22 protein-coding genes are annotated in these 21,545 nt (G+C 66.5%); 15 read left to right on the top strand and 7 right to left on the bottom strand.

Annotated elements, in window-relative coordinates:
- Nucleotides 1-71 precede the first annotated feature (71 nt).
- The 6 genes from BN2154_RS02970 to BN2154_RS02945 are packed head-to-tail and all read left to right on the top strand — an operon-like array spanning nt 72 to nt 6,160.
- A complete protein-coding gene (locus tag BN2154_RS02970; RefSeq protein WP_050617372.1) occupies nt 72-263 on the top strand; it encodes a hypothetical protein in 192 nt (63 codons plus the stop codon).
- Nucleotides 263-1,471 carry a carboxylate--amine ligase gene (locus BN2154_RS02965; RefSeq protein ID WP_050617371.1) on the top strand — a complete coding sequence of 403 codons (1,209 nt, stop codon included), beginning with the start codon at nt 263-265 and terminating at the stop codon, nt 1,469-1,471. Before BN2154_RS02970 ends, BN2154_RS02965 begins: the two co-directional genes overlap by 1 nt.
- A 16-nt stretch (nt 1,472-1,487) precedes the next feature.
- The gene (locus BN2154_RS02960) at nt 1,488-2,198 is read left to right on the top strand and encodes a cysteate racemase (RefSeq protein WP_050617370.1); all 711 of its coding nucleotides are present in this window, start codon (nt 1,488-1,490) and stop codon (nt 2,196-2,198) included.
- 58 nt (nt 2,199-2,256) lie between these two features.
- Nucleotides 2,257-2,502 (top strand): helix-turn-helix domain-containing protein, encoded by a 246-nt coding sequence (locus BN2154_RS02955; protein ID WP_050617369.1) that lies wholly within the window; start codon nt 2,257-2,259, stop codon nt 2,500-2,502.
- On the top strand, nt 2,499-4,877 hold the full coding sequence (gene argB, locus BN2154_RS15065; protein WP_094762327.1) for an acetylglutamate kinase: 2,379 nt from the start codon (nt 2,499-2,501) through the stop codon (nt 4,875-4,877). Before BN2154_RS02955 ends, argB begins: the two co-directional genes overlap by 4 nt.
- A gap of 23 nt (nt 4,878-4,900) precedes the next feature.
- On the top strand, nt 4,901-6,160 hold the full coding sequence (locus BN2154_RS02945; protein WP_050617368.1) for a M16 family metallopeptidase: 1,260 nt from the start codon (nt 4,901-4,903) through the stop codon (nt 6,158-6,160).
- Between the two features lie 39 nt (nt 6,161-6,199).
- Here BN2154_RS02945 and BN2154_RS02940 read toward each other — a convergent pair whose 3' ends face one another.
- Entirely contained in the window at nt 6,200-6,415 is a 216-nt protein-coding gene (locus tag BN2154_RS02940) for a helix-turn-helix domain-containing protein (protein WP_050617367.1), read from the bottom strand.
- Nucleotides 6,416-6,506: 91 nt separating this feature from the next.
- Between BN2154_RS02940 and BN2154_RS02935 the strand changes: the two genes are divergently transcribed.
- Nucleotides 6,507-6,770, top strand: coding sequence for a DUF6809 family protein (locus BN2154_RS02935; RefSeq protein ID WP_050617366.1), 264 nt, complete (start codon nt 6,507-6,509; stop codon nt 6,768-6,770).
- Nucleotides 6,771-6,782: 12 nt separating this feature from the next.
- Here BN2154_RS02935 and BN2154_RS02930 read toward each other — a convergent pair whose 3' ends face one another.
- Nucleotides 6,783-7,775, bottom strand: a complete 993-nt coding sequence (locus tag BN2154_RS02930; protein WP_050617365.1) for an ATP-binding protein — start codon at nt 7,773-7,775, stop codon at nt 6,783-6,785.
- A gap of 1 nt (nt 7,776) precedes the next feature.
- The gene (locus BN2154_RS02925; protein ID WP_050617364.1) at nt 7,777-8,730 is read right to left on the bottom strand and encodes a DnaD domain protein; all 954 of its coding nucleotides are present in this window, start codon (nt 8,728-8,730) and stop codon (nt 7,777-7,779) included.
- Nucleotides 8,731-8,865: 135 nt separating this feature from the next.
- On the opposite strand from BN2154_RS02925, the gene BN2154_RS02920 reads away from it, so the two are divergent.
- The 8 genes from BN2154_RS02920 (at nt 8,866) to BN2154_RS02885 (ending at nt 17,867) form a co-directional block, all read left to right on the top strand.
- Nucleotides 8,866-9,180: a cell division protein ZapA gene (locus BN2154_RS02920; RefSeq protein WP_050617363.1), complete on the top strand. Its 315-nt coding sequence runs from the start codon at nt 8,866-8,868 to the stop codon at nt 9,178-9,180.
- Nucleotides 9,181-9,253: 73 nt separating this feature from the next.
- On the top strand, nt 9,254-11,338 hold the full coding sequence (locus BN2154_RS02915) for a U32 family peptidase (protein WP_050617362.1): 2,085 nt from the start codon (nt 9,254-9,256) through the stop codon (nt 11,336-11,338).
- A 12-nt stretch (nt 11,339-11,350) separates the two neighbouring features.
- Complete coding sequence (gene dut, locus BN2154_RS02910) at nt 11,351-11,800, top strand: dUTP diphosphatase (protein ID WP_050617361.1); 450 nt, start codon at nt 11,351-11,353, stop codon at nt 11,798-11,800.
- Nucleotides 11,801-11,818: 18 nt separating this feature from the next.
- Nucleotides 11,819-12,418 carry a Maf family protein gene (locus BN2154_RS02905; RefSeq protein ID WP_050617360.1) on the top strand — a complete coding sequence of 200 codons (600 nt, stop codon included), beginning with the start codon at nt 11,819-11,821 and terminating at the stop codon, nt 12,416-12,418.
- Between the two features lie 12 nt (nt 12,419-12,430).
- Complete coding sequence (gene mreC / locus BN2154_RS02900; protein WP_050617359.1) at nt 12,431-13,273, top strand: rod shape-determining protein MreC; 843 nt, start codon at nt 12,431-12,433, stop codon at nt 13,271-13,273.
- A 46-nt stretch (nt 13,274-13,319) separates the two neighbouring features.
- Entirely contained in the window at nt 13,320-13,832 is a 513-nt protein-coding gene (locus tag BN2154_RS02895; RefSeq protein ID WP_050617358.1) for a hypothetical protein, read from the top strand.
- A 12-nt stretch (nt 13,833-13,844) separates the two neighbouring features.
- On the top strand, nt 13,845-16,004 hold the full coding sequence (locus BN2154_RS02890; RefSeq protein WP_050617357.1) for a penicillin-binding transpeptidase domain-containing protein: 2,160 nt from the start codon (nt 13,845-13,847) through the stop codon (nt 16,002-16,004).
- A gap of 24 nt (nt 16,005-16,028) precedes the next feature.
- The gene (locus BN2154_RS02885) at nt 16,029-17,867 is read left to right on the top strand and encodes a glycoside hydrolase family 13 protein (protein ID WP_094762326.1); all 1,839 of its coding nucleotides are present in this window, start codon (nt 16,029-16,031) and stop codon (nt 17,865-17,867) included.
- 245 nt (nt 17,868-18,112) lie between these two features.
- On the opposite strand, the gene BN2154_RS16425 is transcribed toward BN2154_RS02885, so the two are convergent.
- The 4 genes from BN2154_RS16425 to ftsH form a co-directional block, all read right to left on the bottom strand.
- Nucleotides 18,113-18,244, bottom strand: a complete 132-nt coding sequence (locus BN2154_RS16425) for a hypothetical protein (protein ID WP_256303177.1) — start codon at nt 18,242-18,244, stop codon at nt 18,113-18,115.
- A gap of 65 nt (nt 18,245-18,309) precedes the next feature.
- Nucleotides 18,310-18,945 carry a peptidoglycan recognition protein family protein gene (locus tag BN2154_RS02880; RefSeq protein ID WP_050617356.1) on the bottom strand — a complete coding sequence of 212 codons (636 nt, stop codon included), beginning with the start codon at nt 18,943-18,945 and terminating at the stop codon, nt 18,310-18,312.
- Nucleotides 18,946-19,065: 120 nt separating this feature from the next.
- Entirely contained in the window at nt 19,066-19,581 is a 516-nt protein-coding gene (locus BN2154_RS02875) for an O-acetyl-ADP-ribose deacetylase (protein WP_050617355.1), read from the bottom strand.
- On the bottom strand, nt 19,565-21,496 hold the full coding sequence (ftsH, locus tag BN2154_RS02870; protein ID WP_050617354.1) for an ATP-dependent zinc metalloprotease FtsH: 1,932 nt from the start codon (nt 21,494-21,496) through the stop codon (nt 19,565-19,567). Before ftsH ends, BN2154_RS02875 begins: the two co-directional genes overlap by 17 nt.
- Between the last annotated feature and the right edge of the window lie 49 nt (nt 21,497-21,545).

The following is a 21,545-nucleotide window of genomic DNA, read 5'->3' as shown; positions in this document are numbered from 1 at the left end:
AAAGACGCGGAAAATCCACACGCAGGGACGCGAAAGCGGCGTGCAGGAACGCCGGTTAGGGAGAGAGAGAAATGACCATAATCAGAGAGATCGAACAAAAAATCTCCGACGCCTTCCAGGGCGGGGAGATCCTCACGCGGGAGCTGCGCCTCACCAGCCGGGAGGCCGACTATATCCGCACCCACTACCAGGCCAGCCTCACCCCGCTCACCGCCGGGGACGGGGCCTGGTATGAAATTTCCTTCCGGGGAGCTGAAAACTGATGGAGACCTCCTTCCTTCCCCTGCTCTTCGGCGGGGACATCAACGTCTACAGCATGGCCCGGGCCTTTCACGAGGCCTACGGCATCCGATCCACCGCCTACGGCAAGTTCCCCACGGGACCCTGCTATCAGAGTGATATCATCGACTACCGCCCCTGCCGGGACATTGAGTCCGACGCCGTATTCGTGGAGAAGGTGACCGCCTTCGCCCACGAGCACCGGGACAAGACGGTGCTGTGCATCGGCTGCGGGGACTCCTACGTCAAGCTGGCCGCCCGCCACAAGGGGGAGTTCCCCCAAAACGTGACGGCCCCCTACATCGACATCGACCTCATGGACGTGCTCACCCACAAGGAGCGGTTCTACACCCTCTGCGACCAGTACGGCATCGACCACCCCGGCACCTTCGTCTACCACAAGGAGATGGGCCACGATTTCGAGCTGCCCTTTCCTCCCCCCTACATCTGCAAGCCGGCCAACGGCGTGGCCTACTGGGAGCACCCCTTCGAGGGCAACGAGAAGGTCTTCTGCCTGCCCGATCGGGCGGCCCTGGAGCGCACCCTGGACAAGGTGTACGCCGCCGGGTACCCCGATACCATGATTTTGCAGGAGTTCATCCCCGGGGACGACAGCTACATGCGGGTGCTCACCTGCTACTCCGACGAGCAGGCCCGGGTGAAGCTCATGTGCCTGGGCCATGTGCTGCTGGAGGAGCACACCCCCCACGGCATCGGCAACCACGCCGTCATCCTCACCGAGCCCAACGAGGCGCTGTGCCTCAAGTTCAAGGACTTTTTAGAGGCCGTGGGCTTCACCGGCTTTTCCAACTTCGACATCAAGTACGACCAGCGGGACGGCAAGTTCAAGGCTTTTGAGATCAACACCCGCCAGGGCCGCAGCAACTACTACGTCACCGGGGCGGGCTATAACCTGGCCAAAATCCTGGTGGAGGACCGGGTGGAGCACAAGCCCCTGGAGCTGGTCGTCACCCGGAACCGCTCCCTGTGGCGGGTGGTGCCCCAGCAGGTGGCCTATGCCTACACGCCCAAAAAGTATCATGCGGAGATGAAGGCCCTCATCCGGGCGGGGGCGGCGAAAAACCCTTTGTTCTACGGGCCGGACAAGCATCCGACCCGCCGCCTGCGCATGACCAAGAACGCCCTGGGCCACTTTGTCAAGTTCAAGCAGTATTATCAGAAACCGAACTGACCGCGAAAGGAATCGTATGACTGCACAACAACCTCGCCTCGGCATCCTCGGCGGCATGGGACCGCAGGCCACCCAGGTCTTTTACCAGCGCATTTTGGACAAGACCGACGCCCGTCGGGACCAGGAGCACCTGCCCACCCTGATCTGGAGCGACACGGGAATGCCCGACCGCACCCAGGCCATCCTCTCCGGCCAGACCGAGCCGGTATACCAGCGGCTGCTGGCGGATGCCCGGCTGCTGGAGCGGGAGGGCTGCACCGTGCTGGCCATCCCCTGCAACACCTCCCACTATTTTGCAGACCGGCTCCAAAGGGAGCTGTCCATCCCCCTGATGAACATGATCCGCCTGACGGCGGCGGCCATGAAAAAGCGAGGGTGTCGCCGGGTGGGCCTTCTGGCCACCGACGGCACCGTGCGCACCGGCATCTATCAGGCCGAGTGCGCCGCCCAGGGACTGGAGGGGGTGGTCCCCGGCCCCGAGGCCCAGGCGCTTACCATGAGCATCATCTATGACGAGATCAAGCGGGGGGAAAAGGGCAGCCGGGAGAAGTTTGCCCGTATCGACCGGGACCTGCGCGATCGGGGATGCGACGGGGCCGTCCTGGCCTGCACCGAGCTGAGCGTGTACAAGGACTACCACGGGGTGCCCGAGCTGTATCTGGACGCCATGGACGTGCTGGCGGAGGAGAGCATCCGGGCCTGCGGCTATCCCCTGCGGCAAGTGTGAGCCCCAGGCGCAGCGAGGCCAAAAAGAGCTTGAGGCGGGAGAGAGTCAAGGGGCAAGTATGGAGATTTTGGCGAAAAGAATGAGAATTTTGCGGAAAGAACGACACCTCCGCCAGGAAGTTGTAGCCGAGGCGCTGGGTGTGTCCATCAGCGCCTACCGCCGCTATGAACTGAAGGAACGGGAACCCAACGCCCCCACCATTGCGGCCATGGCGGATTATTTCGGCGTGTCCGCCGGGTCCGGCCGGAGGCCAACGCCCCGTCCCCCTTGGGGGGACCATCCTACAAATGAGGTGACAACATGAACCTCCCCATCCGCCCTCTGGGCGACTACTGGCAGCTTCTGCAAAAACACGGCCTGCTCTCCTCGGCCCAGCCCCTGTCCGCCGACCTGCTGTCCCGGCCGGTGGCGCTGGTCTCCTGCGACTCCCAGTCGGTGACCCCCGGCACCCTGTTCATCGTCAAGGGGGCCCACTTCAAAGGCCGGTATCTGGCCGACGCCCTGGCCCGGGGCGCGTTCATCTACCTCTCCGACCACGTGTGGGAGGAGGCCGGGGCCGCCCCCTGCCTGCTGGTCAGCGATGTGCGGCGGGCCATGGCCCTGCTGGCCGACTTCTACTACGACCACCCCTCCGGCAAGCTCCATGTGGTGGGTATCACCGGTACAAAAGGGAAAAGTTCCACCTCTTATTACCTAAAGTATATTTTTGACGAGTATGAGGCGGGCAAAAAGGGGCCCGAGAGCGGGGTCATCGGCTCCATCGACACCTACGACGGGGTAGAACGCTTCGAGTCTCACCTCACCACCCCCGAGCCCCTGGACCTGGAGCGCCATCTGGCCAACGCCGCCTCGGCGGGGCTGGACTACCTGACCATGGAGGTCTCCTCCCAGGCCCTGAAGTATGACCGGATGGTGGGCGTGGAGCTCTCCGCCGCCGTGTTCCTGAACATCGGCTACGACCACATCTCCCCCATCGAGCACCCGGATTTTGAGGACTACTTCGCCTCCAAGCTGCGCATCTTCGAGCACTCCAGCCTGGCAGTGGTCAACCTGGACTCCGACGAGGCCGGCCGGGTGCTGCAGGCCGCCGCCGGCTCCCCCCGGCTCATCACCTTCTCGGAAAAGGACCCCGCCGCCGCCGTCTACGGCTCCAACGTCCGCAAGTCCGGCCACGACATTCTCTTCCGGGTCAAGACCCCCCGGTTTTCCCGGGAGTTCCGGCTGACCATGCCGGGGCTCTTCAACGTGCAGAACGCCCTGGCCGCCATCGCCGTGTGCGAGGGCCTGGGTATCCCCGAGCGGTGCATCTACGTGGGACTGATGAAGGCGCGGGTGCCGGGGCGGATGGAGGTCTATCAAAACGCCAACGAAAGCATCACCGCCATCGTGGACTACGCCCACAACCGCCTGAGCTTTGAAAAGCTGTTCCAGTCGGTGAAGGCGGAGTACCCCGGGCAACGGGTGGTCATCGTCTTTGGCTGTCCGGGCAAAAAGGCCCTGGACCGGCGGAAGGACCTGAGCGAAATTTCGGCCCAATACGCCGACCTGGTGATCATCACCGAGGAGGACCCCGGCGAGGAGGACGTGCTGGACATCTCCCGGGAGATGGCGGCCTACGTGGAGGCAGGGGGCTGCGACTACTCCATCGAGCCCGACCGGGGCCAGGCCATCCGTATGGCCGTCATGGGCTGCGAGGAGCCCACCGTCATCCTCATCACCGGCAAGGGAGCCGAGACCCGCCAGAAGCGGGGCACTGCCTATATTGACTGCGTCTCCGACGTGGAATACACCCGGGAATTTCTGCACGAATACGACGTGGTCCACCATCTGGACGGCATGGAAAAGGTGCTGGGCCTGCTGGACACGCTGCCCCGGCTGGCCGAGAGCGCCGGCAAGACCATCGTGCTCAAGTACGGCGGCTCCGCCTGGGGGGACAACGGGGCGGTGAATTCCATCCTCCGGGACGTGGCGGCCCTCCAGATGGCGGGGGTCCACGTGGTGCTGGTCCACGGCGGCGGCAAGAGCATCACCGGCTGGCTGGACAAGCTGGGGGTGGAGACCCGCTTCGAAAACGGCTACCGGGTCACCGACGGCGCCGCCATGGACGTGGCCGAGATGGTCCTGTCCGGCCAGGTGAACAAGCAGATCGTCATGGCCCTGCGCAAGCTGGGCGTCAAGGCCGCCGGCGTGTCCGGCAAGGACGGCGGTATCCTCACCGCCCGGCAGAAGGACCCGGCCCTGGGCCACGTGGGGGACATCACCGCCGCCGACGCCGCGCTGATCCAGACCCTGCTTTCCGGCGGGTATGTGCCCGTCGTCTCTCCGATTGCGGCGGGGCAAAACGGGGAAGGCTATAACTGCAACGCCGACGACGCCGCCTGCGCGGTGGCCGAGGCCCTGAAGGCGGACAAGCTGGTCTTCCTCACCGACGTGGACGGCATCCGTATGGACGCCCGCAATGCCAAGACGGCCATCGACCGCCTTACCGCCGCCCAGGCCCGGGAGCTGCTGGACGACGGGCTCATCCAGGGGGGCATGGTGCCCAAGCTGAGAAGCTGCGTCCGGGCCCTGGACAACGGCGTGGAAAAAGTGGTGGTGCTGGACGGCCGCATCGACCACGTGCTGCTGCTGGACGCCGTGTCCGGCCAGACCATGGGCACCACCATCCGCCGGAACTAAATTCGATACACAGCGAGGGAACTATGGAAGAATTCTATGACCTCCAGACCCTGCCCAACGGGGTCCGCATTGTCACTGAGCACGTCCCCGCCGTCCGCTCGGCCTGCCTGGGCCTGTGGGTGGGCACCGGCTCCCGCCATGAGAAGGCGGGCGAGGGGGGCGCCGCCCACTTCATCGAGCACATGGCCTTCAAGGGCACCGAGCGGCGCACCGCCCGGCAGCTCGCCCAGGAGATGGACGCCATCGGCGGCCAGATCAACGCTTACACCACCAAGGAGTGCACCTGCTTTTACGCCCGCTGCCTGGACGACCACCTGGACCGGGCGGCCGACATCCTGTGCGACATGGTGTTCCACTCCCGGTTCGACGAGGGCGATGTACAGACCGAGCGGGGGGTCATTCTGGAGGAGATCGGCATGTACGAGGACAACCCGGAGGACCTGTGCGCCGAGCGGCTGTCCGCCGCGGTGTACCGCGGGACCCCCCTGGGCCGTCCCATCCTGGGCCGCAAGGCCACTCTGGACAAGATGAGCGGAGCCTGGCTGAAGGACTATATGACCGAGCACTACCGGCCCGAAAACCTGGTGGTGGCGCTGGCGGGCAGCTTCTCCCCCCTGGCGGTGGAGGAGCTGAAGGCCCGGTTCATCGGCCTGGAGCGGGGCGCACCCCGGACGCTCAGGCCGGTGCGCTACACCCCCGCCGTCACCCTGAAAAAGAAGGCCACCGAGCAAAACCACCTGACTCTGGCCTTCCCCGGCCTGCCCTACGGCCACGAAAAGCGCTTTACCCTTCAGCTTTTGTCCACCATGCTGGGCTCCGGCATGTCCTCCCGGCTGTGGCAGGAGCTGCGGGAGAAGCGGGGACTGTGCTATTCGGTGTATACCTACGGGGCGGGCCACGCCGAGACCGGGCTGTTCGCCGTCTACACCGCCCTGAGCCAGGAGACCGAGACCCAGGCGCTGGAGACCATCTGCGCCCTGGTGCGGGAGTTCGCCGAGCACGGCCCCGGGCCGGAGGAGCTGGATCGGGCCCGGGAGCTGTCCAAGGCCAACGTGCTCATGGGATTGGAGTCCACCCAGTCCCGCATGAGCGCCCTGGGCCGGGGGACCCTGCTCCAGGACCGGGCCCTCACCACCGACGAGGTTATCGACGCCTACGACGCCGTGACGGCGGAGGACGTGCGGGACCTGGCCGGGGAGCTCTTCGACTTCCAGCGGGCCTCCCTGTCCGTGGTGGGCCGGGTAGGTGGCGAGGAGCGCTACCGGAGCATATTGGGACAATGAAAGACGGGGCGCGCCGGACTTCCGGCGCGCCCCATCTGTTCAACGGGGTAGCTTGGGGTTTGGGGTGCGGTCCAATAAAAAATCAACGCTGACCTGATAGTAATCCGCAAGCCTGAGAAGGACAGGCGCAGTCCATTCGATTTTACCGGTCTCATACTGCGAGTAGGTATTCTGTGCTACCCCCAGGATTGCCGCAACTTGGGCCTGACTCAAGCCCCTTTCCTCCCGCAGAGTGCGGATCGCCTCAAAAATCACATCAACCACCTCCAGGACAGTTTAACGTATCTGAATAAAAGATATTGACTTTTATCTTGAATACAGATAGAATAAATGTGAGGTGATGAAGATGTCCGACAAACTGCGGGAGATCTTTTTCGGGCAATACGACCCCCTGGCCCGGGCGGCGCCGCAGGGGGAGAAATTCGACCGGGTATTCGACGAGCTGGAGGAGCTGGAGCAGCGGCTGCGCTCGGCGCTGCCCGGCGAACAGTGGGAGCAGGTCTGGCGGCACACGCTGCTGACGGCCCAGCTCCGGGACATGGCCTATGCCGACTACTTTGCCGAGGGGTTCCGGCTGGCCCAGGAGCTGTACCGGCATCCCGGCACATAAAAAAGCAGCGGCCTACAGCCGCTGCTTTTTTTGCAGCCGGATATCCTCCCCGAAAAACCGCAGCATATGGTACTCCCCCTCCAGCCGGGAGGCGAGCTGGGGCGTATACCGTCGCCGGATGTCGTCCGGGGTCAGGTTGGTGCTGATGATGGTCCGTTTACCGCCGGTCAGCCGGGTGTTCAGAAGCTGGTACAGGGCCGACTGCACGAAGGGCGTGGTCATCTCGCTGCCCAGGTCGTCCAGGATCAGCAGGTCGCAGCCCAGATACCGCCGGGTGCCGTCCCGGGCCTCCCGGGTGTCGTCCTCGTCCCGGCTGAACTTCTGCGTCTCAAACTGGGCGAAGATGTTCACCGCCGTATCGTAGACCACCGAAAAGCCATGCTCCGACACCACCCGGGCAATGCAGGCCGACAGAAAGGTCTTGCCCAGGCCCGGCGGGCCGTAGAGCAGCAGGTTCCGAAACGGGAAGGTCCGGAATTTTTGGGCGTAGCTCAGGCAAACGTCGTAAATAAACTCCATGTTCTCCCGGGGGGAAGGACTGCCCAGGGGGGAGTACCAGTCCAGGCTGAACTGGTCAAAGGACTGCTCCCCCAAATCCAGCAGAGAGGACAGCTCCCGGATCTGCTCCTGGGTGCACAGGGCCTTGAGGCAGGCGCACATGCGGCTGCCCACCCAGCCGGAATCCCCACACTGGGGGCAGAAGGGCCGGTCGTCCAGGCAGTCGGCGGGGTAGCCCCGTCCGGTGAGCAGCCGGGCCTTTTCCGCCTGAAGGGCCTGGTTTTCCGCCCGGACCGCCGCGATGGAGGAGGCGGGGTCGCCGCCCTCCTTCAGGGAGGCGGCGATGATGTGGACGATGGTCTGCCGCAGGGCCCGGTCGATCTCCGCCACCCGGGGGAGCTGGCGGTAGATCTTCTGCCGCAGGACCTCCTGCTGCTCCAGCCGGGCGGCCTTCCGGGCCTCCAGGGCCTGGGTGGCCCGGCGCATCACATTGCTGTCGTAGGGCATGTCAGCCTCCCTCCTTCAGGAAGCGGCGCAGCCGCTCCATATCCGCCTGAGCCCGGTCGTCCCCCGGCCCCGGAGCGGGCGGCGCGGCCGGTCCCGCCGCGCGCCGCCAGGCCGAGTCGCCGGACTCCACCTGCTCCACCGTGTGCAGCCCCTTCTGGTGCCAGCTCTTCAGGATGGAGTTCATATAGGCCCAGTTGAGCGAGCCCTTTTTCAGCACCGTGCGCTCGTAGGCCAGACAGATGGTCTCGTCGTCGAAGCCCAGGTCCACCCAGGCCGCGATGTATTTCCGCTCGCCCTCCACCGGGGCCCGGCCGGAGATGCCCAGCCGGGGCAGCAGGCTCCGCTCCCGGCCCGCCAGGGCGGTGAGATGGCGCAGGTGGGCGTCGGCGGCCTCGGGGGTGTCCACCCCCAGCCGGTGCCAGATAAAGCCCTCCCTGCGGATCTGGGACATGCGGGGCTTGCGGCCCGGGCCGTATTTGCGCTCGCTCTCCTCCACGCACCAGGTGGTCAGCATCAGGATGACCTCGGCGGGAAGGGCCAGATAGTCGTACAGGGAGTAGAGAATCTTCAGGTCCGCCGTGGAAAGCAGCTTGCCCAACTGCCTTTGGACCTCCTCCACCAGATGGGGGAAGGAGCCGCCGTTTTCCAGCTCTTTGGCAATGTCGGCGGCGGTGTAGTCCGGGGGAGCCTGGGGCTCCGGCGGCGTGGCGGGGAGGGACTCCTCGGCACGCCCGTCCCACAGGCCCAGCCGGGCCAGGGACTCCCCGGCGGCCTTCAGCCGGTCGGCGCTCCAGCCCAGGGCCTTCCGGGCCCCCTCGGCGGAAAACACGCCCCCCCGCCGCAGGAGATAGAGGTACAGCAGGGCGGCGTCCCCGTCCCCGGCCTTGACCAGCCGGTCGGCGCACCCCGCCGCCATGGAGACGATGTCTCCCGGCAGCAGCAGATTCCCGGCCATACGCGCACCTCCTTTTCCGTCCGTATTGCACAGACCATTCTACAGGAAAAAGCCGCAGAATTAAAGAAGAATTTATTTTTTTATGTTGACCGTTATGATATAATACCTGTAATGAACTCAGGAGGAGGGCCAGCCATGAAAAATAAGATCACAGTATCCATTGCCGACCAGGAATACACCCTGGTGGCGACCGAGGATGAGGGCTATATGCAGAAGGTGGCCCAGCATGTGGACGCCAAGGTGCGGGAGGTGCTGGACGGCGCCAAGGTCTCGCTGGTGGACGGCGCCGTTCTGGCCGCCCTCAACGTCGCCGACGAGTACTTCAAGGAGGTGGAGGCCGCCGAAAATCTGCGCCGCCAGCTCAAGGAGTACCTGGAGGAGGCCACCAAGATGAAGCTGGAGCTCTCTGAGGCCAAGCGGGAGATCTTCAAATTACAGAACAAGAAGTAAAAGGAACGTCCCGCCGCGCTGGAGCTACGGTCCCCCGCCGGAAGAAAAAACACCCCTGGAGGCTGCACATACCATGCTGGAATTACTGTCCCCTGCCGGCTCTCCGGAGGCGGTCACCGCCGCCGTCCAGTCCGGCGCCGACGCCGTCTATCTGGGATACGGAGACTTCAACGCCCGCCGCAATGCGAAAAACTTCTCCCGAGAGGAGCTTGCGGCGGCGGTTTCTTACTGCCATCTGCGGGGGGCCAGGGTCTACCTGACCCTCAACACCCTGGTTACCGACCGGGAGCTCCCCGCCGCCGCCCAGGTGGCCGCCGCCGCCGCCCGGATCGGGGTGGACGCCGTCCTCATCCAGGACCTGGGCATCCTGCGGATGCTCCGCCAGGTGGCCCCCGACCTGCCGGTCCACGGCTCCACCCAGCTCACCGTCCACTCCCTGGACGGGGTGCTGCGCTGCGCCGATCTGGGCATGGAGCGGGTGGTGCTCTCCCGGGAGCTGAGCCGGGACGCCATCGAGTACATCTGCACCCACTCCCCCATTGAGATCGAGACCTTTGTCCACGGGGCGCTGTGCATGTGCTACTCCGGCCAGTGCTTCCTGTCCTCGGTCATCGGGGGCCGGTCGGGCAACCGGGGCCTGTGCGCCCAGCCCTGCCGCCTCAAGTACGGCTGGGAGGGCCGGGCCGACGGCTATCCCCTCTCCCTGAAGGACATGTCCCTGGCCGGACACCTCCAGGAGCTGAAGAAGCTGGGGGTCAAGTGCCTGAAGATCGAGGGGCGGATGAAGCGGCCGGAGTACGTGGCGGTGGTCACCGGCATCTACGCCCGGGCCCTGCGGGAGGGCCGGGAGCCCACCGCCGAGGAGCTCGCCGAGCTGGAGGCCGCCTTTTCCCGCCAGGGCTTTACCGAGGGCTACTACCTGGACCAGAAGGGCCCCGGTATGTTCGGCGTCCGGGAGGACGCCCGGGAGCCCCGGGAGCTCTATGCCCGGGCCCGCACCCAGTACCAGAGCGGGGAGCGCCAGAGCGTGCCCATCACCTTTTACGCCATGATCCGCAAGGGGGAGCCCGCCCAGGTGGCGGTGCAGGACCCGGAGGAGCGGGTCATCACCGCCGAGGGCCCTGTCCCCGAGGCCGCCCGCACCAAGGAGCTCACCGCCGCCGACGTGGAGGCCCAGCTCTCCCGCACGGGAGGGACCCCCTTCCGCTGCGCGAAGGTCCGGGCCCTGGTGGAGCCGGGGCTGTCTCTGCCGGTGTCGGTGCTCAACAGCCTGCGCCGGGGCCTGCTGGACAGCCTGCGGGCCAGCCGCAGCGTGCCCATGAGCTGGGAGACCGGGGAATTTCACCCCGGCGTGCGGTATGAAAACCGCCGGGAAGCGCCTATACTGAATTTGTCCCTCCGCACCGCTGGGCAGCTCACCGACGCCCTGCTGGACCTGGGGCCCGGTATTGTCTACCTGCCCGCGGCGGAGGCCGCCGCACACCCGGAGGCGGTCAAGCGGGTGCTGGACCACGGCGTCAGGGCCGGGGTGACCCTGCCCCGTATCTGCTGGGACCGGGAGCGGCAGGAGCTGTACCGGGACCTGGAGGCCGCCCGGGCCTCCGGCTGCACCGAGGCTCTGGCGGGCACCCTGGACCTGCTCCGCCCCGCCCGGGACACCGATTACAACCTGCGGGGGGACTTCGGCCTGTGCGTGTTCAACTCCCAGGCCCTGAAGGAGCTCAAACGGCTGGGCCTCAGCTCAGCCACCGCCTCCTTCGAGCTCAAGCTGGTTCAGGTACGGGATATTTCCAAGGCCCTGGACATAGAACTGATCGTGTACGGCCGCCTGCCCCTGATGGTCACCGAGAACTGCATCATCAAGAACCGCTCCGGCCGCTGCGGCTGCGACGGCGTCAACCAGCTCACCGACCGGAAGGGCGAACGCTTCCCGGTGGTAAAGGCCCCCGGCTGCCGCAGCGAGATCCTCAACGCCAAGACGCTGTTCTTGGCGGATAAGCGGGGGGACTATCAGAGGGTGGGGCTGTGGGCGGCCCGGCTGCTCTTCACCACCGAGAGCGCCGCGGAGTGCGTCCGGGTAACCGAGCGCTACCTGGGCCGGGGCAGCTATGAGCCCAAGGACTACACCCGGGGGCTGTATTACCGAGATGTGGAATAGAGAGGAATTCCGATGAAGCTGAAAATTAAGGCCGTCTCCCCCAAGATCGGGGCGGAGATCCCCCTTCCCTATTACGCCAGCGCCGGTGCCGCCGCCATGGATCTCCACGCCTGCCTGGAGGAGCCGGTGACCATCCCCGCCGGGGGGCGGGCGGCCATCCCCACCGGTATCGCCATCGCCCTGCCCTCGGCGGCCTATGTGGCCCTGGTATTTGCCCGGTCGGGCCTGGGCATCAGGCACGGGGTGGCCCTCTCCAACGGGGTGGGAGTCATCGACAGCGACTACCGGGGGGAGATTGCCGTGGGGCTGCACAACAGCGCGGACGCCCCCTATACCGTCCAACCCGGGGACCGCATCGCCCAGCTTGCCGTGGTGCCGGTGGTCCGGGCCGAGCTGGAACAGACGGACGAGCTGGACGAGACCGACCGCGGGGCCGGCGGCTTTGGCTCCACCGGGAAATAGAAGGAAGGACCGACTTACATGGATATCATTCTGGCCTCCGGCTCTCCCCGCCGGAAGCAGCTCCTGGCCCAGATGGGCATTGAGACGTTCCGGGTCATCTCCTCCGACGCCGACGAGACGGTGGAGCCTGGCCTCTCCCCCGCCCGGATCGTGGAGATCCTCTCCGCCCGGAAGGCGGAGGCGGTGGCGGAGCACGCCAAGCCCGGCGGGCTGGTCATCGCCGCCGACACCATCGTCGCTCTGGACGGCGCGGTGCTGGGCAAGCCGAACGACGGGCTGGAGGCGTTCCGGATGCTCTCCGCCCTGTCCGGCCGGCGCCACCAGGTGTATACCGGCGTCACGCTGCTGCGGGACGGGGAGCGGCGCACCGAGCACGAGGTGACTACCGTCACCTTCCGGGAGCTGACCCAGGACGACATCACCCGCTACATCGCCACCGGCGAGCCCATGGACAAGGCCGGGGCCTATGGCATCCAGGGCTACGGCGCCCTGCTGGTGGAGCGCATCGAGGGAGATTACTTCAACGTGATGGGACTTCCGGTGTGTCGCCTGGGCCGGATGCTGGCCGGGATGGGCACAGACTGCCTGGCGCTGGCTGCCGGGAACCGGGGCCAATAAGGAGAACTGCTTTTGAAGGACTTTCTGCGCCACAACGGGATACTGATCCTCATCATCGCCGTGCTGCTGGCCGCCATCACGGCGGTGGCCTCCTATGCCCTGAAGGGAACGGCCAATCCCCTGTCCAACGCCCTGGGGGTGGTCACCACCCCCATCCGCAACGGCGTGTCCTCCTTTGTGGGCTGGGCCGAGGGGGTCTACAACTACTCCTTCCGGTACCAGGAGCTGGAGGAGGAGAACCAGCGGCTGCGCAGCCAGATCGCCGAGCTGGAGGAGAAGGCACGGGAGGGCGAGGCCGCCAGCAAGGAGAACGAGCTGCTCCGGGAAGCGCTGGGCCTGCGGGCCAAGCGCAGCGACTTCGTCCTCGAGTCCGCCCGGGTCACCGCCCGGTCCACCTCCAACTGGGCCTCCACCCTGACCCTCAGCAAGGGCTCCGTCCAGGATGTGGCGGCGGGGGACTGCGTGGTGGATGCCGCCGGCAACCTGGTGGGCATCATCGACGAAGTGGGGAGCAATTACTCGGTGATGATCACGGTGGTGGACGCCAACCTCCAGATGGGCGGCATCGTGTCCCGCACCGACTCCACCGCCATGCTGGAGGGCGACTTTACCCTCATGCAGGAGGGCCGCCTCAAGATGACCTACCTGCCGGAGAACACCGAGCTGCTCACCGGCGATCTGGTGCTCACCTCGGGCCTGACGGGCATCTACCCTTCCGGGCTGGTGGTGGGGGCCATTGAGTCCCTCCATACCGACCCCTCGGGCATGAGCCGGTATGCTGTGCTCGCCCCCGCCGCCGACCTGGACCGTCTGGTGGAGGTCTTTATCATCAAGGAGTTTGACATCGTCGAGTGAGGCGCGCCTGCCGGGCGGCCCTACGGCGGAAAGGGAGGTCAGACCGTTGACCCGTCAGGATATGCTCTATAAGTGGACCATCTACGGCCTGGCCCTGCTGCCGGTGTGGTGGCTGGAAGTCTTTGTGCTCAACCGCTTTCCCGTCCTGGGGGTGTTCCCCATGCTGCTGCCCCTGGCCGGGGTGGCGGTGGCGGTGCTGGAGGGGACCCTGGCCGGGGCGGGCTTCGGCCTGGCGGTGGGCGTGCTGTGCGACGCCGTCTACTTCGGCACCCGCGGCGCCATGACCCTGGGGCTGTGCCTGCTGTGCTGCGCCTGCGGCGCCGCCGCCCAGTACGCCCTCAACCAGGGCTTTTGGGGCTGCCTGCTGTGCTCCGCCGCCGTGCTGGCTGTCATCGACGCCGGACGCATCCTGCTCCGGCTCTTCACCGGAGCCGCCTCCCTCCCCGCCCTGCTGGAGGTGGCGGTGCCCGAGGTCCTCTGGTCCCTGTGCTTCGTGGCGGTGATCTACCCCTGGTTCCGGTGGGTCCGGGGACGGATCGTCCGGCTGCTGCGTCTGTAAGGAAGGAGTCCCATGAAGGACAAGGAAAACCGACAATTTCACATCCGCTCCAGGGGCCTGGTGGCCGTCCTGGCGGCGGTGCTCATCGGCTTCGGCTATGTGCTCTATGACCTCCAGATCGTCCACGGGGCGGAGTACCGGGAGCGCTCCCAGCGGAAGATCGCCCAGACCGAGACGGTGGAGGCCGCCCGGGGCTCCCTGCTGGACCGCTACGGCAGGGAACTGGTCACCAACCGGACCAGCTACAACGTGGCGCTGGAGACCTCCCGCATGGGGGAGGACAAAAACGCCGTGCTGCTGGAGCTGCTGGACATCTGCCGGGAGCAGGAGGTGGAGTGGACCGATACCCTGCCCGTCTCCGCCCAGGCCCCTTATGTGTTTACGCTGGACGCCGCCTCCGACCTGGCGGTGACCCGGCTGCAAAAGCTGTGCGCCCAGCTCAAGTGGACCGACCTCATCCCCACGGAGGACGAGATCGCCGCTATGCGGCCCGCCCCGGCGGAGACCGCTCCCGCCCGGGAGGAGGAAGCCGAGGAGACGCTCCCGGCGGAGCCAAAGGCCCCCGCCGTGTCCGCCCAGCCCCTGCTGGACAAAATGAAGGAGTATTTTGGGCTGGACGAGACCCTCCCGAACCAGGAAGCCCGGGGGCTGCTGGGTGTGCTTTACGAGCTGGCCCTGCGCTCCAAGGGGATCACCACGGTGTCCTACGTCTTTGCCAAGGATGTGGACATTCAATTCATCACCGCCGTGAAGGAGGCGGGGCTGGCCGGCGTGCGCATCGACACCAAGAGCGTCCGGCAGTACCGGACCCCCTACGCTGCCCATCTGCTGGGCCGGGTGGGGCTGATGGACGAGACCGAGCAGGCCTATTACCGCACCCTGGGCTACGACGGAGACGAGTCGGTGGGCAAGGAGGGCGTGGAGCAGGCCTTTGAGTCCTGGCTCAAGGGCACCGACGGCAAAAAGGCCGTGGAGACCAACACCGAGGGGAAGGTGATCAGCGAGACCTACAAGGAGGAGCCCGTCCCCGGCGGCCACGTGGCCCTGACCCTGGACATCCGGCTCCAGGAGGTGGCCGAGCGGGCGCTGGCCGATGGCATCGCCGGCCTGAAATCCGAGGACACCCAGGGCGGCGCCCTGGTGGCCATCGACGTGTCGGACGGCGGCGTGCTGGCCATGGCCAGCTATCCCACCTATGACCGTACCACCATCTACTCCGACAACGAGGCCTATAACGCCGCCCTCAACGACCCCCTCAAGCCCTTCTACAACCGGGCCCTGCTGGGCCAGTACGCCCCGGGCTCCACCTTCAAGATGGTCACCGCCGTGGGCGGTCTGGAGGAGGACATCATCGAGCCCAGCACCGAGATCCGGGACACCGGGCGGTATATGTACTACGCCCCCAGCTACACCCCCATGTGCTGGTACTACCGCCAGTACGGCGGCACCCACGGCAACGAGAACGTCTCGGAGGCCATCCGGGACTCCTGCAACATCTTCTTCTACGACGTAGGCCGGCGGCTGGGTATCGACCGGCTGGACCAGTACGCCCGGATGTTCGGACTGGGGGAGTCCACCGGCATCGAGCTCAAGGAGAACACCGGCATGGTGGCCGGGCCGGACGCCTCCAAGCGCCTGGAGCAGACCTGGTACGAGGGCCAGACTCTGGCCGCCGCCATCGGGCAGGACAACAACCAGTTCACCCCCCTCCAGTTGGCCAACTATATCGCCACCCTGGTCAACGGCGGCACCCACTACTCCGCCCACCTGCTCAAGTCGGTGAAGTCCTACGACTACTCCGAGGTGCTCTACGAGCGGGAGCCGGAGGTGCTGGACACCATTGAGATTGCCCCGGAGAATTTGAACGCGGTGCTGGAGGGGATGCGCCTGGTGGCCGCCGAGGGAGGCACCACCTACCGCTTTTTCAAGGACCTGCCCGTGACGGTGGGCGCCAAGACCGGCTCCGCCCAGGTGAGCAGCACCACGGAGTCCAACGCCGTGTTCGTCTGCTTCGCCCCTTACGAGGACCCGGAGATCGCCCTCGCCGTGGTGGTGGAGAAGGGCGGCTCCGGCATGGAGCTGGCCGCCATCGCCGCCGACGTGCTGGAGTATTATTTCAGCACCGGCACCGGACTGGAGGCCGCCGCCAAGGAGAATACCCTGCTGCGGTGATTCTGAGAACAGCGAGTTGATACGATGACAGATTCCCGTATATACGACTCCCGGGACCCCCGGTGCAAGACCCCCTACGGGGCGGTGAGCGCCGGGACCCGGGTGACCTTCACCCTCCGCCCGCCCCGGACGGGGGGCTTTTCCCGCGCCAGGCTGCTGGCCCGCTTCGAGTTCCGGGACAACGAGGTGCAGGAGCTCCCCATGCCCTGGTCCGGCCTGGACGGCAGCCGGGACCGGTTTACCTGCACCCTGGATACCGGCGATTACCTGGGCCTGGTGTGGTACTCCTTCCGGCTGGAGGGCCTGGGGGACCGGAGCCTGGAGCTGGGGGAATACCAGCTCACCGTCTACGACGGCACCCAGGCCGTCCCCCCCTGGTTCGGGGAGGGGGTCACCTATCAGATCTTCCCCGACCGCTTCCGCCGCACCGGCGTACCGGACCCCGCCGGCATGGTGGGGGGGCGCTGGGTCCATGCCGGCTGGGACGAGGAGCCGGAGTGGCGGCCCGACGGCCGGGGGGAGATCCGCAACCGGGACTTTTTCGGCGGCTCCCTGGCGGGGGTGCTGGAAAAGCTGGACTACCTGAAGGAGCTGGGGGTGGACACCCTCTATTTCTGTCCCGTCTTTGAGGGGGCGGAGAACCACCGCTACGGCACCGGGGACTACGAGAAAATCGACCCCATGCTGGGCACGGAGGAGTCCTTTCGCGCCTTGTGCGCCGCCGCCCACGCCCGGGGCATGAGGGTGCTGCTGGACGGAGTGTTCAACCACCAGGGCTATGTGAGCAAATACTTCAACGGGGACGGCTCCTACCCCGCCGTGGGGGCCAGCCAGTCCCAGACCTCCCCCTATTACCGCTGGTATCACTTCACCCACTGGCCGGACAAATACGACGCCTGGTGGGGCATCTACTCCCTCCCCGCCGTCAACGAGAGCGAGCCGGGCTACATGGACTACATCATCCGCGCCCCCGACAGCATCGTCCGCCGGTGGCTGCGCGCCGGGGCGGACGGCTGGCGGCTGGACGTGGCCGACGAGCTGCCCGACGACTTTATCCACGCCCTCCGCGCCGCCGTCCGGGAGACCAAGCCGGAGGCGGTGGTCATCGGGGAGGTGTGGGAGGACGGCTCCAACAAGATTGCCTACTCGGTCCGCCGGAAGCACCTGCTGGGGGGCTATCTGGACGGGCTGATGAACTACCCCTTCCGCAGCGCGGTGCTGGACTGGCTCCTGGGCGGGGACGCCTGCCGTTTCCAGCAGGAGATGGAGACCCTGCGGGAGAACTATCCCCCGGCGGCCTTCCACTCCGCCATGAATGCCCTGGGCACCCACGACACCGTGCGCATCCTCACCCTGCTGGGGGTGGGGAGCGAGTGCCGGGACCACGGCCGGGATTGGCGGGCGGCCCGCCGCCTGTCGCCGGAGGAGCGGGCGCTGGGGCTGGCCCGGCTGAAGCTGGCCGCCCTGGTGCTCTATGCCTTCCCCGGCTCCCCCACGGTGTACTACGGGGACGAGGCGGGCATGGAGGGCTTTGAGGACCCCTTCAACCGCCGGACCTTCCCCTGGGGCCGGGAGGACCGGGCCCTCACCGGCTGGTTCCGGGCGCTGGGGCGGGCGCGGCATCGGTTCGCCGCCCTGCGCAAGGGCGATATCCGCTATGTGCGGGCGGCGGGGCCGGTGCTGGCCTTCACCCGCACCTGGGAGGACGAGACCGTCCTGTGCGCCGCCAACGCCGGGCCCGCTCCGGCGGAGCTGGAGCTGCCCGGCGGGGAGACGCGCACCCTGGGGCCGTGGGAGGGGCGGCTGCTGCGGCTGGAGGCTTGCCAGGCGGCGGAGGATGTGCTATCCGAAAGGGGATTTTAAGGAAAAGGGAGGGCGCGGTTCCGTGCGTGGTCCGAAGGAAATCATCCATCTGAGTCGGGCGGCCCGCTGCAAGGCGGGTGTGCCGGCATGTCCATTTTGGAACAGGAGGATGGTTTGTGGCTCGGCTTCCGCGCGGGATCGCGCTCTTTTTTGCTGTCTATTTTTTGCAGGGCATGGTGTTTTACAGCCCGGTGGGACGGGTAAAAAAGGGGGGCCGCTTTTGCGGTCCCCATTCCTTTTTGCGGTCACGCCGCGGCGTGGAAGTCCTCCTCCAGTTCCCGGCGCGCCTCGCTCTCGCTGTCGGCGGAGAACAAAAACCGCCCCGTATGGTCGTAGACCTCCACATGCTCCCGGACCCATCTCATGCTGTACTCCATGATTGCGCGCTCCCTTCTGTATCGTATGGCTACAGTATAGGGGAGCGCATGTCCCATAAAACGGACTATTCCTGCACATCCAGAAGAAATTGTGCCCAGGCCTCCGGGTGCTGGACGTAATAGCGGGGGCACTCCTTGCCGGTTACGTCGTAGTGCCGGATGATCTGTCCGGCCTCCAGCCCGTAGTACTCCCGCAGCCAGCGGACCAGCCGGACCAGGGCGTCATAGGTGGCTTGGGTGAACCGGCCGGAGTCGTCGGGGTGGCAGCACTCGATGGACAGGGTGTCGTGGTTGCGCTGATTGGAGCAGTAGGCCACCTCGTCCAGCGGGACGCACTGGAGGATCTCCCCGTCCAGGTCGATCAGGAAGTGGCTGCTGGCATAGGTCTCGCCGGAGCGGGCCAGACCGGCGAAGTAGCTGCGGTTCTGCCCGGCGGTGGTGCCCGGGTTGCCCACATAGTGGACCACTACGCCGTCCACCGCGTCCAGGGGCGTGCCTGGCCGGGAGTAGTCGTTGCGGGGCAAAAAGTCCTGGGTGATCCAGTCGGGATTCTCCGGCGGCGCCTTGCAGGTCGGGCCGCCGCCCAGCAGCCGCGCGGCCAGGACCAACCCGCCGCCGACGGCCAGGGCGCACAGCAGCAGGCGCAGCACCGGCGGGCGGCGGCTGCGCCCGCGGCCCCGCCGCCCCCGAAGTTGTTCCATCCTGCCCCTCTCCCCTGTCGGTTTTTCCCCTTCTAGCAGAAAATGTGCCGCAATGTCTGACTTTTTTATAAAAATGGGCCTCCGGCTGTACGCCGAAGGCCCGCGAAAAGATCGGATGGGTCAGGGGGCTTCCAGCGCCCCGTCGTAGGCGGCCTTGGTCCGGGAATCGAAGCAGACGAAGGTGACCCGGTCCAGCGCGCCGGGGCGCTCCGCGCAGAAGGTCCGCACCGCCCGAACGGCGATGGGTGCGGCCTTCTCCAGCGGGAAGGCATACACGCCGGTGGAGATGGAGGGAAAGGCCACGGTCCGGCAGCCGTGCTCCGCCGCCAGCGCGAGGCTGTTGCGGTAGCAGGCGGAGAGCAGCTCGGCCTCCCGCCGGTTTCCGCCCCGCCAGATGGGGCCGGGGGTATGGATCACGCAGCGGGCGGGCAGGTCGTAGCCGCCGGTGAGCTTGGCCTGGCCGGTGGGACAGCCGTGTAGAGTGCGGCACTCCGCCAGCAGCTTGGGCCCCGCCGCCCGATGGATGGCCCCGTCCACGCCGCCGCCGCCCAGCAGGGAAGTGTTGGCGGCGTTGACGATGGCGTCATAGTCCACCGTAGTGATGTCGCCCAGCAGCGTGTCAATCGCGGTCGTCATAGTGCTCCTCCTTGGCGGGGGGCGCGGGGAGGTCCGGAGCGGTCTGCGCCTGCGTCGGAGCGGGCGCGCCGTCCCACTGGTCGGTGAAGACCTTCTCAAAGGTCTCCGCGTCCATGGTCTCGTGCTCCAGCAGGTATTCCGCCGTCCGGTGCAGCTCGGTCATCCGGTTTTTCAGGATGATCTCGCACTGGGCGTAGGCGTTGTCGATGATGGCCTTGATCTCCTCGTCGATGCGGCCGGCCACCTCCTCGGAGTAGGTCCGGGCCTGGGCCATGGACCGGCCGATGAACACCTCGTCGTGGCCGGTATCGTAGACCACGGTGCCCAGCCGCTCGCTCATGCCGTACTTGGTGACCATCTCCCGGGCGATGTGGGAGGCCCGTTCCAGGTCGTTGGAGGCGCCGGTGGAGATGTCGCCCAGCACCATCTGCTCGGCCACACGGCCGCCCAGACACACCGCGATGGACTCCTCCAGCTCCTTCTTGGAGCGGTAGGCTCGGTCCTCCTGAGGCAGTGAGATGGTCATGCCTCCGGCGGGGCCACGGGGGATAATGGTGATCTGGTGGACCGGATCGGGGGTCTCCAGCTCGTGGATGACGATGGCGTGGCCCGCCTCGTGGAAGGCGGTGAGCTTCCGGGCCCGGGGCGTGACCACCCGGCTCTTCTTCTCCGGCCCGGCGATGACCTTGAGCATGGCCTCATGCAGGTCGGACATGGTGAGGAACCGCTCCCCCCGGCGGGCGGCCAGGAGGGAGACCTCGTTCATCAGATTCTCCAGGTCGGCGCCGGTGAAGCCGCTGGTGGCCTTGGCAATGACCGACAGGTCCACATCCTCACCCAGGGGCTTGTTCCGGCTGTGGACCTTCAGGATGGCCTCCCGGCCCCGGATGTCGGGCAGGCCCACGTACACCTGTCGGTCAAACCGGCCGGGGCGCAGCAGGGCGGGGTCCAGAATGTCCACCCGGTTGGTGGCGGCCATGACGATGACTCCCTCGTTGGCGGCAAAGCCGTCCATCTCCACCAGGAGCTGGTTCAGGGTTTGCTCCCGCTCGTCGTGGCCGCCGCCCAGGCCAGCGCCTCTCTGGCGGCCCACGGCGTCGATCTCGTCGATGAAGACGATGGCGGGGCAGTCCTTCTTGGCCTGGTCGAACAGGTCCCGGACCCGGCTGGCGCCCACGCCCACATAGAGCTCCACAAAGTCGGAGCCGGAGATGGAGAGGAAATTGACCCCGGCCTCACCGGCCACGGCCCGGGCCAGCAGTGTTTTGCCGGTGCCCGGCGGGCCCACCAGCAGCACGCCCTTGGGGATGCGGGCCCCCAGGGAGACGAAGCGCTTGGGGTCCTTGAGGAACTCCACGATCTCCCGGAGCTCCTCCTTTTCCTCGTCGGAGCCGGCCACGTCGTCAAAGGTGACCTTTTTATTGCCCTGGTCGGCCAGGGTGCGGGTGCGCGCCCGGCCAAACCGGGCGGTCTTGTCCCCGCCACCGCCACCGCCGCCCTGGCGGAGGAACATAAAGTACCACATCAGGGCGAACAGGGCGAAGATGGCCAGATAGGGCACAAAGGACATCCACGCCGGGGGCGTGGGGTCCTCGGGGTAATCGTAATCGTCCAGGATGCCCAGCCGGTACTGCTGCACCAGCAGGTCGTTAAACTCATCGTAGAACAGCTCGAAGGAGTAGAGCTTACGGGTGACCACGTCCGAGCCGTTCACCGGCTCCCGCAGGGTGAGCACCAGATTGTTGTGGGCGTCCACTGTCACCTTGGACACCTTCTGCTGCTCCAGCAGGACCCGGATGTCGGCGTAGCTGGGCTCCGGGCCGTTTTTCATGTTTTGCAGCGTCCACAGGACGCTGACCAGCACAAAGATGATGAGGCAGTACAGCACCACATCGCGCAGACTGATCTTCTTCAAAGGTGGACCACGCTCCCACAGGGGCCCCCGGCGGCGGAGACCCTCCAGA

The sequence above is a fragment of the Intestinimonas massiliensis (ex Afouda et al. 2020) genome (assembly GCF_001244995.1).
Classification (GTDB): domain Bacteria; phylum Bacillota; class Clostridia; order Oscillospirales; family Oscillospiraceae; genus Intestinimonas; species Intestinimonas massiliensis.
Note: the sequence above shows the minus strand (reverse complement) of the source record. Positions and strands in the feature narration are given on the sequence as shown.